The sequence below is a fragment of the Candidatus Zixiibacteriota bacterium genome, from assembly GCA_014728145.1.
In the GTDB taxonomy this organism is placed as follows: domain Bacteria; phylum Zixibacteria; class MSB-5A5; order JAABVY01; family JAABVY01; genus WJMC01.
Window position 1 is genome coordinate 1 of sequence record WJMC01000145.1, and the last position, 16,046, is coordinate 16,046.

The following is a 16,046-nucleotide window of genomic DNA, read 5'->3' on the forward strand; positions in this document are numbered from 1 at the left end:
ACCATGAAGTAGCCGAAATCTGGGCCGACAGCGGAATCACGCCAGATAAGCGTGTTGCCTTCTATTGCGGAACCGGATGGCGTGCCAGCGAAGCGTTCTTCAATGCCTATATGATGGGCTGGCCGAATATCGCTGTATACGATGGCGGTTGGATGGAATGGAGCAGTGATCCGGAAAATCCGATCGAAGTCGGTATACCGGAAGACCAGGTGCCGGCCTGGCAGAGATAGCCGTCGCACACTGACTCGGCTACAGAATTAATCAGTTGATTATCGGCTTGCGGACTTCCCAGATTGAATCGACGAAATAGCGCTTGGAATCATAGAGGTTTGCCATAACAGAAAAGCCGTTGCGGTTGGCCAGCCTTTCGATATCTGACTCGCTGTACTTGCGTGAATCCTCGGTATGAATCGCCTCATCACGCTCGAAATAGATGGTCTTTTGCAACGCATCAATTTCGACTTCCTGATTTTTAAGGCTGATCAGGTAGCTTTTTAACGCTTTTTCCGCGTGGGAATAACGTCCGGTATAACGAAATCCGTCCAGATGGAAATTCCCGGCCAGTTCACGATTGATCCGCCTGAGCAGGTTCAGGTTAAACTCGGAAGTGACATTCTGCGCGTCATTGTAGGCTTTACGAATAAGCTCTTCGTCTTTTACGAGATCAAAACCGATCAAGGCCAGGTCACCAGCGTTTAGCTCATCATGCAGGCTTTTCAGAAATGTATCGGTCTGCTCACGGCTGAAATTGCCAATACTCGATCCCAGAAACAGCACCAGGTTACGCTGGCCATAGCGGTCATTAAGCCACTTCAAACCGGAAGCGTAGTTAGACACCAGACAGTCGAAATCGAGCTTTGGAAAACGTGCCCGGTAATCATCGGCAAGCTGCGTCAATGCGGAATGAGAAATATCCACGGCCACATATCTGAAATCCAGATCGAGCTTCAGAAAGTGATCCACCAATGAACGGGTCTTTTTGCCGTCGCCAGGCCCGAATTCTATGATATTTACCGCTCCTTCGCCCAAAAATTCAGCGATGATGTCACGATTGTTACGCAACGCGTCAATCTCGCATTTAGTGATATAGTATTCCGGAAGTTCGGTGATCCTGTCAAACAGCCGGCTTCCCTCGGCATCGTAATGATACTCGGCGGGAATATATTTCTGTTTGGCAGTCAGGCCGGTCAGTATGCTTTCCGCAAACTCGTGCTTGTGATAATCAGGATGAGTATTCTCCATCGCCAGTAAAGTATGTATATCCTGAGCCATTATCGCCTCCTGTTTAGTTCATAGTATGCCTGCCGGAAGAGCAAATGATTCATACGGTCGGCAACTTCGTAACAGCCTGTCAGCTTTTGACGTTATCAGCGGGTGTAATACCCGCTCATTGGAATGGCTTATTCAATGATAAAAACAGCCGTTATCCCGTTTTGTTCAGATTTTGATTCACATTGGATTTGAATTTTGCGATATTGACCGCTGTGGTTTAATTAAACGATGAATATCCATAATTAACGAAAAGCTTGTAAAGCTTAAATCGTTTGCTCTACCGAAGGAAGAACGAGGTATGCGAGAATATACAATTCATGAAAATATCAGGGATAACGTCCGTCTTCGAAACGGCTATTTCGAATTCATTCAAACCATCTTTCCAGGTCTCGATTTCAAGGACTGGTACGAGAAAGGATTCTGGAATGATCGCTATAATCCATTCTGCCTGACTGTCGATGATCGCATCATATCCAATGCCTCCGCTTCTGAGATGAATGTGCTGATTGAAGGCGAAAAAAAACGGGCGGTTCAGCTTGGCGCGGTTGGGACTCTCGGAAAATATCGCGAGCAGGGCTATGCCCGCGTAATCATGGATTACGTATTAGAACGATATGAATGCTCGACTGATATGTTCTTTTTGTTCGCCAATGAAAGCGTAATCGATTACTATCCGCGTTTCGGATTTAAGCGTGCCAATGATGTAATCTTTAAATCTACTTCAGACATTCCCGAACCTGATTATCGGGCCAGAAAACTTGACCTGAGTAATTCCCGGGATTTTGACCTGCTCAAAAAGATGATCACAAACAGGATGATCTTAACCGAACGTTTCGGAGCCTGCGGTTATGAATATGTTACATTCTGGCACCTGCTGAACCTTTTCCCCCATTGTCTGCATTACCTGCAGGATCATAACCTGATTGCGGTGGCATCGCAGTCCGCTGACCAACTGAATGTATGGGACCTGATTTTCACAGAACCGATTGAAATTGATTCTATTCTGCCGGGTATCATGAGTGAAAAACCTGATGCGATCAACTTCTATTTTTCACCTGATATCGTGAAATTCAATTATGATTCGGTCTTTTCCGATGATGACGCGGTATTGTTCGTGCGCGGAGATATCAACCTGCCCGGGGCGGATTTTAAGTTTCCATTGACAGCGCAAACTTAAGTCACGTATCGGTACATTATCCTGTCAGGATTATACCTCTTTTTCAGAAATCATGTTCATATATCATATAGACAATCGACAGAAACCTTTGTGAAAAGTTGCACAATGTCATTTCACTCGAAAAGCGACTTTTTCGTTCCGATTTCTATTGACAATATGCTTGTTTGAACCTAAATTCCGGCAGTCTTAGCGGGCCTGAGGACCGGGTGTGAAGATCATTCGCCCGGTAAAATATTGGGGTATTATCTATGCCTGGGAAAAAAAGTGGCACGTCTCGTGCGTCCCTCGACCCTCTTCCATTCGATGATAGTCACTATCGTGACCTTACCAACAAACATATTTTCAGGCTTCTTTTAACCTACCTGGCACCTCTGCTTTTGCTAATTGTCTATTTCTACATCCAGTACAATGCCCTGGCCGATGAGGGCCGGAGGATGCACCTGCAGGCTATCGCGGAGAATATGTCCAATACACTGGATCTCTTCATAAACGAACGAATCGTCAATCTCTCGAACATCATTGACGACCCCAATTTCCCGACACCCCCCTCGACCGAGTTGATGGAATCCTATTTGATCAAGCTGAAAACTAACAGCGAATCGTTTGTCGACATCGGATTTCTCGATTCCTCCGGGATCCAAACCGCTTATGAGGGCCCTTATCCCTCCCTTGAAAAACAGGATTACAGTTCTGAGAAATGGTACCGCGAATTGATCAAAAGCGAAGGGCAGTTTATCATAACCGACCTGTATCTCGGTTTCCGCCAGGAACCTCACTTCACAATCGCGGTCACCCGTCAGAAGAACGACCGCAATGTTGTCCTGCGCGCGACTTTAGCTCCCGAAAAGGTTTATGATTACATGCGTTCGCTGGAAGGCGCCAACGAGGTCTCGATATCGATTGTCAACGATGACGGCTACTACCAGGTTGTAACCCCCAATGCCGGGTCGGTGCTCGAAAAAACCGGAGTGATTCCGCCCAAAAAACCGAAAATAGGCACCGATAATTTCAAGGTAGCCGGTCAGGATTACGAGTATACCTATTCATGGCTCAAGACTGCCGACTGGGCCCTGATAGTCCAGGGCACGACCAGCCAGTCGCATGGGCTCTTCAGTGGATTCCGCCTCAAAATAGCCATCATAGCCGCCGCGATAGTTCTGTTAACGACCGTGGTGATCATAACCCGCGCAAAAAAGCTGGTCGAACTGCAGAAAGAAACCGACCAGACCCGGGCCCAGCTCGAACATGCCGCCAAACTCGCTTCGGTGGGTGAACTGGCCGCCGGAATCGCCCATGAAATCAACAATCCGCTGGCGGTAATAAATGAAGAAGCCGGACTGATGAAGGATATACTCAATCCCGATTTCGACCTGGATGCATCACCGGAGAGCCTGGGCGAACATCTCGATACAATCCAGAAGATGGTCTTCAGGTGTCGGGATATCACACACAAACTTTTGGGCTTCGTGCGCAAAAGCGAGATGGACTTGAAATCAAACGACATCAACGAACTGCTCAACAGTGTGGTCGATGGACTCCTGGGACCTGAATTGAACGTATCCAACATTGAGATAATCCGTGTCTATGACAAAAGCCTGCCCGAAATCGTTACCGACGGCAATCAACTCCAGCAGGTCTTTTTGAACATCGTCAACAACGGCATGGATGCGTGCGAGGAAAAACCGGGCAAAATTATCCTGAAGACTGCCCGTGATCATGATTTCGTGGTTATCGAGATATCGGACACTGGAAAGGGAATGAGCAAAGAACAGCTTGAAAAGATATTTCTTCCATTTTATACTACCAAGGAAGTCGGTAAAGGTACCGGCCTGGGGCTTTCTGTCAGTTATGGAATCATTAAGAACCTGGGTGGCAAAATCGAAGTCGAATCTGAGATCGGTGAAGGTTCAACTTTCAGGATATATTTGCCGATCGACAGGGATAAAATATAAAATGCCGAAACAAGTGCTATTAACATATTGAGAGGTGCCAATGGATGAAACTCTTGTCAAAAACCTCATGGTTCCCCTCGAAGAGTACCCCCAGATCGACCAGGATTCTTCATTGTTCGATGCTATCCTGGCTCTCGATCGCAAAAGACAGCAAACACCGGAAGGCAAACAGCCTCACCGGGCTGTGCTGGTCCGTGACAGTCAGGGCAGAATCGTCGGCAAAATCGGTGAACTGGTATTTCTGACCGCGCTCGAGATGAAAACCGATGTACTCGACGAACTCAATTCGATGGCCCAGGATCATATCCATGCCGATTCGATGAGATCAGCAATTGACAACTACCAGTTTCTGCAGGAAGATTTCATCGACCACTTTCAACGGGCTTTTAAACTCAAAGTCAGAGACGTCATGAGGCCGGTTGCCAACGAAGCATTAGAGGAAACCGACACATGCCATGACGCCCTGCATAAAATCGTCAAGTACCAGACCCTCTCGGTTTTGGTGACACGCAGGGGTACAGTGGTCGGGGTGCTCAGGCTCTCCGACTTGTTCGAAGAAGTGACCGAAAAGGTCAAGGCATTACACGACGACAGTCAGAAATAAACGGGAGTGCAGATATGGCCAGGGTAATGCTTGTAGATGATGAAGTTCAGTTCCGCGAATCGATGGCCAAACGGCTCAAGATGCGCGGATACGATATTGTCGATGTCGGCACGGGCGAGGAAGCGATCAAGATCGCCCGTAACGACAGTGATCTCGAAGTTGCCGTGCTGGATTTGAAGATGCCAGGTATGAGCGGGGATCAGGTGCTCAAGGACATCAAGGAATTTCGCCCCGCACTCCAGGTGATTATGCTGACCGGTCACGGATCAGTGCAGTCTGCCATGGAGATCGGAAGGCTGGATGCATTCCGCTACCTCGAAAAACCCTGCGATATCGACAAACTCGTGGAGGTGATCGAGGAAGCCCGTGAGGCCAAAGTCCATGCCATGGAGCGTCATGAAATACCCAGGGTGATCAAGGGCTCGCGGTGGAAATGGCTGGTCGGCTCGCACAACCACAGGCCGGGGGTCATCCTGCTGGGGCTTTTGCTGTTCGCCTTGATTGCTTTCGGTCCTACGCCGGACAGGATGTTGCAGATCCTGTCGGCCGAGAAGACCGGACAGTTGAGTGATCCGCACCAGGGCTATTCCGGCTACTCAAAAATGGAAAAAGGTACGAGTATCGCCAAGTATTATGGTGAACAATATAAGGTCGGCCCCTCGAAAGTAAACGAGAAAGGTAAAAGAATCTACGATCAGTTAACCCCCAAACAAACCGCCTCCCGCGCCAAGATTATGCTCGGTATCCTGGTTGTGGCCGCTCTCTTCTGGGCCTCCGGGGCGGTACCGATCGGAATTACGGCCATCCTGGTCGGAGTTGGTATGTACTTTCTGGGGGTTCTCAGGCCGGACGATATCGCCAAAGCCTATGCCAAGGACGCGGTAATATTTATCTTTGGCGTTCTGGCAATTTCGATCGCCATATCGAAAACCGGTCTCGATCGACGCATCGGCCTGTTGCTGTTATCACCAGCCAAGAATCTCCGTAAACTGCTGTTTATATTCCTGCCCCTTCTGGGAGTGGCCTGTTCATTCGTCTCCGAACATGCCCTGATTGCTTTCGTGATGCCACTGTTTATGATGGTCTACGCCTATTCCACGAGAGAGGCGAATGTCAAACAGGATCGCGCGCTGGCTGTCATGTTCGCTTTATCATTATGTTTTGTGGCCAACTGTGGTGGCCCCGGTTCACCCGCGGCAGGCGGACGTAACGCGGTCATGCTGGGTATTCTGGCCGATTACGGTATTGCACCCTCATTTGGCGAATGGGTCGTCTACGGTCTCCCGTACGTTCCGGTCATGGCGCTGGTGATCGCGACCTACTTCTTCTTCATGTTCAGAAAGAAAATCAAAGTCAAACAGTTGGATGTCTCTTCGATCGTCAAGCGTGCGTCTGAAAAGATCGGGCCGATGAACTCCAGGGAATACATTACAGCCGCGGTTTTAGTCGGGTTGATCTTACTCTGGATCACCACCAGTGATATCTTTGGTATGGGCGGTCCAGTACTGCTCGCTATCGTGCTTTTAAATATTTTCAAGATCCTGCGCTGGAAGGATATCGCCACCATCCCCTGGGACGTCGTCGCTCTCTACGCTTCAGCGGCGGCACTCGGAAAGGGACTGGCGGTTACCGGCGCGGCCCTGTACCTGGCCGATTCGTTTATCAGCATCCTGCCGAGCTTCATGCAGTCGGGTGAGGGTCTGGCAATCGCCACCAGCCTGTTTACCGGTATTACCACTAATTTCATGAGCGACGGCGCGACAGTTTCAGCGATCGGGCCGATCACTGTGCCGATGGCTTCGATCTCCGGTACTCATCCCTGGATGGTCGGGCTGGCGACCGCTTTTGCATCTTCGTTTGCACACATGATGATTATTGGCACACCCAATAATGCCATCGCCTACACCCTGGCCAAGGATCCGGTCACCGGCGAACAACTGGTCAAGCTGAGCGATTTCCTGAAACACGGAGCCGCAATACTTGTGTTATCATTAATTGTGATGTGGTTCTGGGTCTTTTTAGGGTACTGGAGATTTGTCGGATTTCCATCATAGAGAGAGGTTAAAATGGAACAGAAAATTAAACTGCTGATAGTCGACGACGAGGTGCAATTCCTCGATTCGATCGCTCAGCGACTGGAGATGAGGGGCTTCGATGTCACCAAGGCATACAGCGGTAAGGAAGCACTCGAGGCGGCCGAACAGGGTAAGTTCGACCTGGCCCTTCTGGATCTAAAAATGCCAGAAATGAGCGGTAAGGAAGTTCTGGAAATTCTTAAGAAAGAACACAAATTTATCGAGGTTATCATGCTGACCGGACATGGTTCGGTCGATTCCGCGGTCGAGTGCACCAAGCTGGGAGCTTTCAGTTACCTGTCCAAGCCGTATGATCTCGATAATCTATTGGAAGTGCTCAAGGACGCTTATGAAGCACGTATGAAAAATAAGTTCAAAGCCGACAAAGAACGGCTCGATAAAATTATGGACCTGGCCAAAGTTTCCAGCCCGCTTGGGTTTTTACGCGAGATAAAAAAACTCGACGACGAAGAAAAATAATCCCGGGTGTCCTCCACCCTATATATCATACCGGCAGTCTCTGGTATCAAGAGGTTGCCGGCTTTTTTATAAAAAACATTTGCTGTTGAGGCAATAAAGCAGATATATTGAGGCTGTCATCATCAAACACCGGGAGGAATAATATGCCGCTTCTGCTGTCACGTGAAGATGTAATCAAAGTCCTGAACCTGTCTGATTGCATGCAGGCCGTTGAGAAGGCGTTTGCCGAGATGGCTAACGGAACCGCTGTACTTCCATTGAGAATCAACATCACTCCTCCTGGTGGGCTGGCGCTGTACATGCCCGCGTACCTGCGGGAGATGGGAGCACTGGCCTGCAAAGTGGTTACAGTCTACAAGGATAATCCTACCCAGCATAATCTTCCGGTCACGATCGGTAAAGTACTTCTGCAGGATCCCGACAACGGCGATGTTACCTGTATCATGGACGGCGGTTACCTGACTGCTGTACGAACCGGTGCGGTCAGCGGTGTAGCGACAAAGCATTTGGCCCGCAAATCAGACAACCAGGTAGCGGCTGTTTTTGGCGCGGGAGTTCAGGCCAAGATGCAACTCTGGGCGGTGTCAATCGCAAGACTCCTATCGAAAGCTTATGTCTACGATGTTTCCGCCGAAGCCGCCGATAACTTCGCGAGCGAGATGAGCGGCCGCCTCAAGATAGAAATCATAAAATCCGATTCCCCTGAGAAGATGATCGAAGAAGCGGATATAATCTGTACCGCCACATCTTCATCCAACCCAATTTTTGACGGCAGTAAAGTAAAAGACGGCGCGCACATTAACGGAATCGGAAGCCATACCCCATCCGCCCGCGAACTCGACACGAAAATAATCAAGCGTTCGAAACTGATCGCTGACTCTCGCGAGGCCTGTTTAAACGAAGCCGGGGATGTTATGATCCCTATCAAAGAGGGTGAAATCGACGAAGCCCATATCCATGCTGACCTCGGTGAAATCGTAACCGGCAAAAAAGAAGGCCGTACCGATGAACATGAGATCACCCTGTTTAAGTCCAACGGCCTGGCTATTCAGGATGCCGCCACGGCTAAAATCGTCTACGATAATGCTTTGAAAAACGGCGTCGGCAGTCTCGTGGAATTATAGTTTTCGGAGCTTTATATCTGAGGCAGTTCGATCTTTATCTTCCGCCTGCAATTCGAACAATCCAGGTAATTCCCGCTGAAATGAGGTGAGAGCTGGATAGTTTTACCGCAATTGCACCTGAATGATTCCCACTCAGACCGCTTGCGACGATAGACCATATCGTAATCTTTTTGAGTCTCTTGTCTGCCCTGGTCAACACTTTCCAGCACGGCCCCAACGGTGGCCATCTCCGCCAATGGGACCTCTATCTGCGTTTTGCACCTTGGACAGGGGAATTGCTTCTTTTTAAATTCAGGGGGAACCTTTATCTTGAGGCCACATCCGGCACAGAACAAAAACAGGTACTGATTGACCGCCCGGACCACATCGCCAAATTCACGCCTGCTCGATTTCTGCCCGGCACCCGCCATTTCCTCCTGTCCGGGAATCAAGACCGGGACAGCTGACTTATCTGCCAGAGCCGATTGTGGCAGTACAGATGATTTCTTCCCATGGACTTTTTCATACGCGCTCTGGTAATCGGCATACCCCGCACCGCCCGCCATCGAGCGCAGTATCCGGATTCGCTCTGTGATCGGCGGATGGGTGCTCGAAAGATTGGCCAGCTTTTTGCCCTTCCCCTTGAGCGGATTGACTATATACATCGGGGCAGTAACCTTATTGGCGGTCTTGAGGTCTTCCTTTGAGCCGGAGATCTTCTCCAGGGCTGAAGCCAATCCCTCCGGGTAACGGGTAAAACGCGCACCGGAAGCATCGGCCAGGTACTCCCGCCGGCGAGAAATTGCCAGGTACAAAAGGCGCGCCATAATCGGGGCTAAAATCGCGAAAACTATCGCCACGACCATGACAATCGCCTGTCCCTGACCGCTGTTTCGGTTGCCGGACCTGGAACGATAACGGCTCGAGCGTCCGCCTGAAAACCACAGGCTTCTCAAAAACATGTGCGAGATCAAAACCACCGTGCCCAGCATAATTCCCGCATAGGTCATGAACTGGATATCACGGTTATGGATATGAGCTGTCTCATGGGCCACCACACCCTGGAGTTCATCGCGATTGAGTATAGCCAGAAGACCGGCAGTAACAGCGATCGAACATTTCTCTGGTGTGCGGCCGATGGCGAAGGCATTTGGCGCAGGTGAATCGATTATATAGACTTTGGGCATGTGCGACAGCCCGGAAGCGATTTTCATCTCCTCGACCACGTTGAAAAGCTGTGGGTGGACATCAGGAGTTACCTGCTTTGCCCCCGAACTTTTCAGCAGGATCGAATCCCCGGCGAAATAGCCCACGAGCGACCAGATTCCCCATACAAGCAGGGCTACAGCCAGCCCGCCGACTCCTCCGCCCCGGGGCCAGTAGGCTTCACCGATCAGGTACCCCAGGACCATAAGCATCAGCCCCATGACAATAAACAGCGCGATCGACTTGCGCCGGTTGGCACGAATCAGCTCCCACATAGCAGATCAATCACCGAAATCTACTTTCGGCACATCCCGTTCAGCCTGGGTTTCGACCTCGAAATAATCAGCTTCTTTAAAGTTGAACATGCCGGCGATGACGTTTGAGGGAAACATCTGGATTTTATTATTGAAAAACAACACCTGGTCATTGTATGACTGCCGTGCAAAGGCGATCTTGTTTTCGGTCGAGGTCAACTCCTCCTGGAGAGACAAAAAGTTCTGGTTTGCTTTCAGGTCCGGGTAATTTTCGACGACCACGAAGAATTTACTGACCGCCCCGCTCAACTCGCTTTCAGCTTTCGAAGCTTCCTTGACCGAATCCGCCCCCATCGCTTTCGAGCGGGCCTCGGTGATATTCTCGAGTGTTTCACGCTCATGTTTCATGTAGCCCTTGGCGGTTTCGACCAGATTGGGTATCAGGTCGTGACGACGCTTGAGCTGGACATCGATCTGCGACCAGGAGTTCTTGACCTGGTTTCGCAGTCGGACCAGGCTGTTGTAAGCACCGATCACGAACATCGCCGCCACGATGATCAGCCCAATGACAATAATGTAACCGAGCATAGAAGCTCCTTTCTAATCTATTTTATCTCCACGGAATATATCCTTTAACAAAGAAGCCACTTTTTTACTCGTCTCTGTCCTGAACAGGCCGATTACCTGTTTCAATTCTCCACGGTCGAAGAAGAGCCCGTGACGATCGGCACAGCGATCTATATAGATTCCATTGTCAGGATCGACCAGCAGTTCGTTCAGGTTTTTTTCGCATTCTGGACAGAGTCTTTCCGATTCGCGAACATGGTTTGTCATGACCGGTTTTTCCAAAAATTCCGCAACGATATCATCGTCATCGAGCAATATCCCCAGCTCGCCGGAGTCCAGCCAGATACCGCCGCATTCAAGGCAATAGTCGATTTCAACCTGATCGACTTCCAGCACGATCATCGGTTCTCTGCAGTTGACACAATCCATAACAAATTAATCAGAAACAGGTTTCTCAAGGCATTTTATGTATAATACAACCAAATGGGGGTAAAATTCAAATTAAAACTTAATCAGAGCACTTCTCAGCCGGCGATTTCCTTGCTGGAATCGCTTCCCAGGTATTCCATGGTCAGGGGTGAGACCGATACCCTGTACTTGCCATTTCTTGTAAAGGGAATGTCTTCGACATACTCAATACTGATCTTGAACTTCTTTGCCAAAACGAGATTGAACTGCTCAATCAATAGGGGCTCATCGCGTTCGACGACATAATTATCATCCGCAACCACCCTCAGGGTTACATGGTCGATATCGTCCTGGGATATCTGATATTTGCGGACACGGCTGTTGTCTGCGCTTTCAAGAATAGACGGTGTATACGGCACTACCAGGCCATCCCGGCTCAGAAGCAGATCCTTGCCCCGTCCGCCCAGCAATTCAAAGCTGGGATATTTTTCGCCATCACAATACCCCTTCCAGCAAATCAGGTCCTCGGTATCGTAGCGAATGAGCGGAACGCAGTAGTTATGCAGGCTGGTGGAGATCAATTCACCACAACTGTCAAAACCACAGATGCAATCCGAGTTAGCGGGTTCGAGATGGCAATACTCCGAGATTTCGTTGAAGCAACCGCTCGAATCCCCAAACGCGCCCACGCTGTTTTCACGATTCCCGAAATATTCCGCATACCTGCCCTGAAAACCGCGAATAAGAAGCGGTCTCATGTGCTGGTAGATCTTTTCGCCATAGGTGATAATCACCGGAGCCTCGATCGGCTTGAGATTCTCACGCTCGAAATAATCGGCGATCGCGCAGAGAATATTCGGATGAGCCAGAATCATATTGGGCCTGAAAGCTCGAATAGCCTCGACAACCTGGCGGTAACGACCTTCCATGACATGGTAGATATTGATATTCAGGCAGTTCTCTATCTTGTCGAACTCGTACAGTCTTGCGTTCTTATTGTACCCCCATGAGTTGTTCAGGGATACCCAGGGTTGCCTGAAATCATGGCCCAGCTGACGATAAAAACGCCAGACTACCGCCTTGCGGTAAGCCTCGTGGTAACTGCTCCGGTAAAGCCGTGTCACCTGTCCGGTTGTACCCGATGTTTCGGTCAGAATCGGCTTGTAGCTGTTAAAATCATCAGACTTTAGACGGTCCAGATTTTCACGAAGAAGCTTTTTGGTCAATACCGGTATCCGTGCGTAATCTTCGAAGGAGTTTATATCCTCAGGCCTGATTTCGTGCTGTTTAAACAATTCCCTGTAATACGGCACAGACCGGCGGGCATGCTCGACCAGACGGCGTAGTCTTTCGAGCTTATATGCTTCAATTTCATCTTTGCTTTTTTCACATGATCTCTCCACGAAATTGAAAATCCTCTTGAAATCGGCTCCGTAATAGTTCTGAAGCGGTCGGTAGAGGTAAATGTAATCCCGTATTTTTTTGAGCAGCATATTCATATTAATAGGCCCGGGGGTCTTCTATTTATTGTATTATCGACTGACGCTCCCTGTTCCTTGTGGCTAAAACAGGAAATTTAGATTGAAAATAGCGACTTTCGGGGGTTCCTTGCCGATATTATATGACAAACAATGCTGATTCAGTTTAACTTATTCTCTGACTACCTGAAAATGGCTGGTGATAAACTGCATCCCGAAGAAATAAACCACTGGCGCGCCACGGTCGATTTGATGCCGTGCTCCCCTTCGCCGATCGGAGGGCCGGAATTCAGCGGGACTATGGAGATGGCAGTCGGCCGGACTGTACTGATTAAATCCGATGATCTGCTTATCCCCTTGTTTAAAGCCGAAGAAACAATGTTGAAGTTTATAAAATGCGATAGTTTCAGCGGTGTTCGCTTCAACAGTCTGCTGGGAGACCTAAAAACCGGGGATCAATTGCATAAATTGTTGAAAAAACTGCCCCGCCATGCTTTCATCCATCTCAGCATACCTGAGCAGATTTATAAAAAGTATGATGTGCTCTTCCGACGTTTCAACCTGAATCCGGTCGATCGCTACCCATATTATGTCGTGGATTTACCAGCAAGCCATGACGAATGGTTCAACAGGCCGGGAATCTGCCGTGGCAATATCCGTCGTGCGCAAAAATCCGATGTCAAAATCGAATTCGGCGGTCAGGAACTTTTGAATGATTTCTACAGCATGTACCAGCATTCATATAAGCGCTGGAGAGAACAAAATCGTTCATACACCGCTCACAATTTCGAGCGTTTCAAACGGATATTCGACTTACATGGCAGCAAAGCCCGGGTCGCCCTCGCAAAGCATGATGATAAAACCGTCGCCTCGGCGATATTTATCGCCTATGAAACGATCGGTGCGACAGTCAGTGCCGGAATCGATTACAGGTTCCAGAAGATGCGCCCGGTGAATCTCTTACATTCTGAGATCATCAAATGCTTGATTGAAAAAAAAGTGAAAAAATATCACCTGGGAGGTGAGATCGGCGGAGAAAAACTGGGCCGTTTCAAAAAAACACTGGGCGCGAAAAAATACACCAGCCTGGTTCTGGCGCGTCATCGTTACCCTAAATGCAACAGGATACTTTCGCTGATTAACCGATAATCGCTAACTAATAGAGTAATTTTGATGCGTATCAATCAGGCAGAGGTTAAACGCATAAACTTCTGAAATCGTCGTCTGCGGGAAGCTGTTCAATATTGACAATTCCAGCGCTGACGGCAATCATGTAAACCGGTAACGAGAAATTATCTTTATGTCAGATGCAATTTACATACTCGGTGTATCCGCCTTCTACCATGACAGCGCAGTCTGTCTGCTCAGAGACGGTGAAATAATCTGCGCGGCACAGGAGGAGCGTTTCTCGCGTAAAAAGCACGATCACAGGTTCCCGAAACGGGCGATCAGCTATTGCCTGAATGAAGCCGGAATCACCGCCGAAAAACTCGACTATGTCGCCTTTTACGACAAACCCTGGATCAAATTCGAACGCCTGCTGGAAACCTACCTCTCGTTTGCCCCGGCCGGGATTAGATCCTTCTGGTTATCGATGCCCCTCTGGCTCAAGGAAAAACTCTGGATGGGCGATCGAATCATGCAGGAGCTGGAGGGATTTGACGGCAAACTGCTGTTTCCGCAACACCACCAGTCCCATGCCGCCTCAGCCTTTTTAGCCTCGCCTTACAAACACGCGGCCGTGCTGACCCTCGATGGGGTCGGTGAGTGGGCGACAGCTTCATGGGGGATCGGCAAGGACAATTCAGTGACGCTCAAAAGCGAGATGCATTTCCCGCACAGCCTGGGACTGCTTTACTCCGCTTTCACGTACTATACCGGATTTCGGGTCAATTCAGGCGAGTACAAGCTGATGGGACTGGCCCCATACGGTGAAGCGAAATATAAAGATTTGATATACGATAACCTGCTGGACTTAAAAGAAGACGGCAGTTTTCGACTCAACATGAAATACTTCAATTACTGCCAGGGCTTGACCATGACTTCACGCAGGTTTGACCGCCTGTTCGGGGGACCACCCCGTCAGCCGGAAAGTGAACTGACCCAAAAAGAGATGGATCTGGCACGTTCTATCCAGGAGGTCACAGAAGAGATCATGCTCCGTATGGCTCGTCATGTCAGGCGAGAAACAGACGAAAAACACCTCTGCCTGGCGGGCGGTGTATCGCTCAATTGTGTCGGCAACGGCAAGCTTTTGCGTTCGGGAATCTTCGACGATATCTGGATTCAACCGGCGGCGGGCGATGCCGGGGGTGCGCTCGGGGCGGCGCTGTACGCCTGGCATCAATACCTCGGCAAACCGCGCAGTCTTCCCGCTGACGGTCGTGACCGCCAGCAGGGATCGTATTTGGGACCATCGTGGACAAGCGACGAAATCGAACGCTGGCTGAAAAAATATGACTACCCGTATCACCGCCATGAAACCGGAGAAGTCTTAGAAAAAACAGCGCGCTTTCTTGAGGAAGAAAAAGTAGTCGGGTGGTTTTGCGGGCGGATGGAGTTCGGTCCGCGCGCGCTGGGAAGCCGAAGTATCATCGGCGACGCTCGTTCGCCCAAGATGCAGTCGACTATGAACCTGAAAGTCAAGTACCGCGAATCGTTTCGCCCCTTTGCTCCCAGCGTGATGGTCGAACATGTCAGCGAGTATTTTGAACTTGACCGTCCCTCGCCCTATATGCTGATTGTAGCACCGGTCAGAAAAGAACGCCAAAAACAGATGAACGAAAAGGAGCAGAATCTGTTCGGAATCGCCAAGCTCAATATCCCGCGCTCGGATATACCGGCGGTGACCCATATCGACTATTCCGCCCGGGTGCAGACAGTCGACCGGCGCGACAACCCCCGCTATCATCGCTTGATCGAAAAATTCAGGGAACGAACCGGCTATGGTGTAATCGTCAACACATCTTTTAACGTGCGGGGCGAACCGATAGTCTGCACTCCGCAGGACGCTTACCTGTGTTTTATGCGAACCGAAATCGATGTTTTGATCCTGGAGGATCTGATTTTGTATAAACAAGAGCAACCGCCGTTAAAGGAAGACGTCGACTGGCGGGAACTGTTTGAACTGGATTAAATAAATGCTGAACAGGCTTGATAAATCAAAAAGTGAATTGCGTAAATTCGGTATCACTATCGCGGCTGGATTCGCGGTTTTAGGAGGGATCTTCCTCTGGCGAGAAATCGGAGCATGGCCATACTTATTCATCGTCAGCGGACTGTTTTTGACTACCGGGCTGGTCGCTCCGAAAATTCTTGCGCCTGTAGAATATGTCTGGATGAAAGTTGCCCATGCGATCGGGGTGGTAGTAACTTATATCCTTTTGACTTTGACTTACTATTTAGTGATCACTCCGACCGGTCTCTTAATGAGACTGTTCGGCAAGGATCCGATGAATCGCAAATTCGAG

Annotated in this window: 15 protein-coding genes; 10 read left to right on the forward strand and 5 right to left on the reverse strand. The window is 49.5% G+C overall.

The window, feature by feature from the left end; translation table 11 throughout:
- Positions 1–230: thiosulfate sulfurtransferase (locus GF404_08520; protein ID MBD3382227.1), on the forward strand; the 230-nt coding region annotated here is incomplete at its 5' end.
- A 31-nt stretch (positions 231–261) separates the two neighbouring features.
- Here GF404_08520 and egtD read toward each other — a convergent pair.
- Complete coding sequence (egtD, locus tag GF404_08525) at positions 262–1,272, reverse strand: L-histidine N(alpha)-methyltransferase (protein MBD3382228.1); 1,011 nt, start codon at positions 1,270–1,272, stop codon at positions 262–264.
- 298 nt (positions 1,273–1,570) lie between these two features.
- Between egtD and GF404_08530 the strand changes: the two genes are divergently transcribed.
- The 6 genes from GF404_08530 to GF404_08555 all read left to right on the forward strand — a co-directional run bounded on the left by GF404_08530 (position 1,571) and on the right by GF404_08555 (position 8,684).
- Positions 1,571–2,449: a GNAT family N-acetyltransferase gene (locus GF404_08530; GenBank protein MBD3382229.1), complete on the forward strand. Its 879-nt coding sequence runs from the start codon at positions 1,571–1,573 to the stop codon at positions 2,447–2,449.
- Between the two features lie 248 nt (positions 2,450–2,697).
- Complete coding sequence (locus tag GF404_08535; protein ID MBD3382230.1) at positions 2,698–4,401, forward strand: GHKL domain-containing protein; 1,704 nt, start codon at positions 2,698–2,700, stop codon at positions 4,399–4,401.
- Positions 4,402–4,441: 40 nt separating this feature from the next.
- Positions 4,442–5,005 carry a CBS domain-containing protein gene (locus GF404_08540; GenBank protein MBD3382231.1) on the forward strand — a complete coding sequence of 188 codons (564 nt, stop codon included), beginning with the start codon at positions 4,442–4,444 and terminating at the stop codon, positions 5,003–5,005.
- A gap of 14 nt (positions 5,006–5,019) precedes the next feature.
- The gene (locus tag GF404_08545) at positions 5,020–7,059 is read left to right on the forward strand and encodes a response regulator (GenBank protein ID MBD3382232.1); all 2,040 of its coding nucleotides are present in this window, start codon (positions 5,020–5,022) and stop codon (positions 7,057–7,059) included.
- 12 nt (positions 7,060–7,071) lie between these two features.
- On the forward strand, positions 7,072–7,560 hold the full coding sequence (locus tag GF404_08550; protein ID MBD3382233.1) for a response regulator: 489 nt from the start codon (positions 7,072–7,074) through the stop codon (positions 7,558–7,560).
- A 143-nt stretch (positions 7,561–7,703) separates the two neighbouring features.
- Positions 7,704–8,684, forward strand: coding sequence for an ornithine cyclodeaminase family protein (locus GF404_08555; GenBank protein MBD3382234.1), 981 nt, complete (start codon positions 7,704–7,706; stop codon positions 8,682–8,684).
- An 11-nt stretch (positions 8,685–8,695) separates the two neighbouring features.
- On the opposite strand, the gene GF404_08560 is transcribed toward GF404_08555, so the two are convergent.
- From GF404_08560 to GF404_08575, 4 genes are all read right to left on the reverse strand, one after another.
- The gene (locus GF404_08560; GenBank protein ID MBD3382235.1) at positions 8,696–10,144 is read right to left on the reverse strand and encodes a M48 family metalloprotease; all 1,449 of its coding nucleotides are present in this window, start codon (positions 10,142–10,144) and stop codon (positions 8,696–8,698) included.
- Positions 10,145–10,150: 6 nt separating this feature from the next.
- Positions 10,151–10,711, reverse strand: coding sequence for a LemA family protein (locus tag GF404_08565; protein MBD3382236.1), 561 nt, complete (start codon positions 10,709–10,711; stop codon positions 10,151–10,153).
- 12 nt (positions 10,712–10,723) lie between these two features.
- Positions 10,724–11,119 carry a hypothetical protein gene (locus GF404_08570; protein ID MBD3382237.1) on the reverse strand — a complete coding sequence of 132 codons (396 nt, stop codon included), beginning with the start codon at positions 11,117–11,119 and terminating at the stop codon, positions 10,724–10,726.
- Positions 11,120–11,214: 95 nt separating this feature from the next.
- Entirely contained in the window at positions 11,215–12,597 is a 1,383-nt protein-coding gene (locus tag GF404_08575) for a hypothetical protein (protein ID MBD3382238.1), read from the reverse strand.
- A gap of 132 nt (positions 12,598–12,729) precedes the next feature.
- Here GF404_08575 and GF404_08580 point away from each other — a divergent pair, with 132 nt between their 5' ends.
- The 3 genes from GF404_08580 to GF404_08590 all read left to right on the forward strand — a co-directional run.
- Complete coding sequence (locus GF404_08580; protein MBD3382239.1) at positions 12,730–13,725, forward strand: GNAT family N-acetyltransferase; 996 nt, start codon at positions 12,730–12,732, stop codon at positions 13,723–13,725.
- Positions 13,726–13,888: 163 nt separating this feature from the next.
- Positions 13,889–15,712: a hypothetical protein gene (locus tag GF404_08585; GenBank protein ID MBD3382240.1), complete on the forward strand. Its 1,824-nt coding sequence runs from the start codon at positions 13,889–13,891 to the stop codon at positions 15,710–15,712.
- Between the two features lie 4 nt (positions 15,713–15,716).
- On the forward strand, positions 15,717–16,046 hold a 330-nt coding region (locus GF404_08590; protein MBD3382241.1), incomplete at its 3' end, for a hypothetical protein.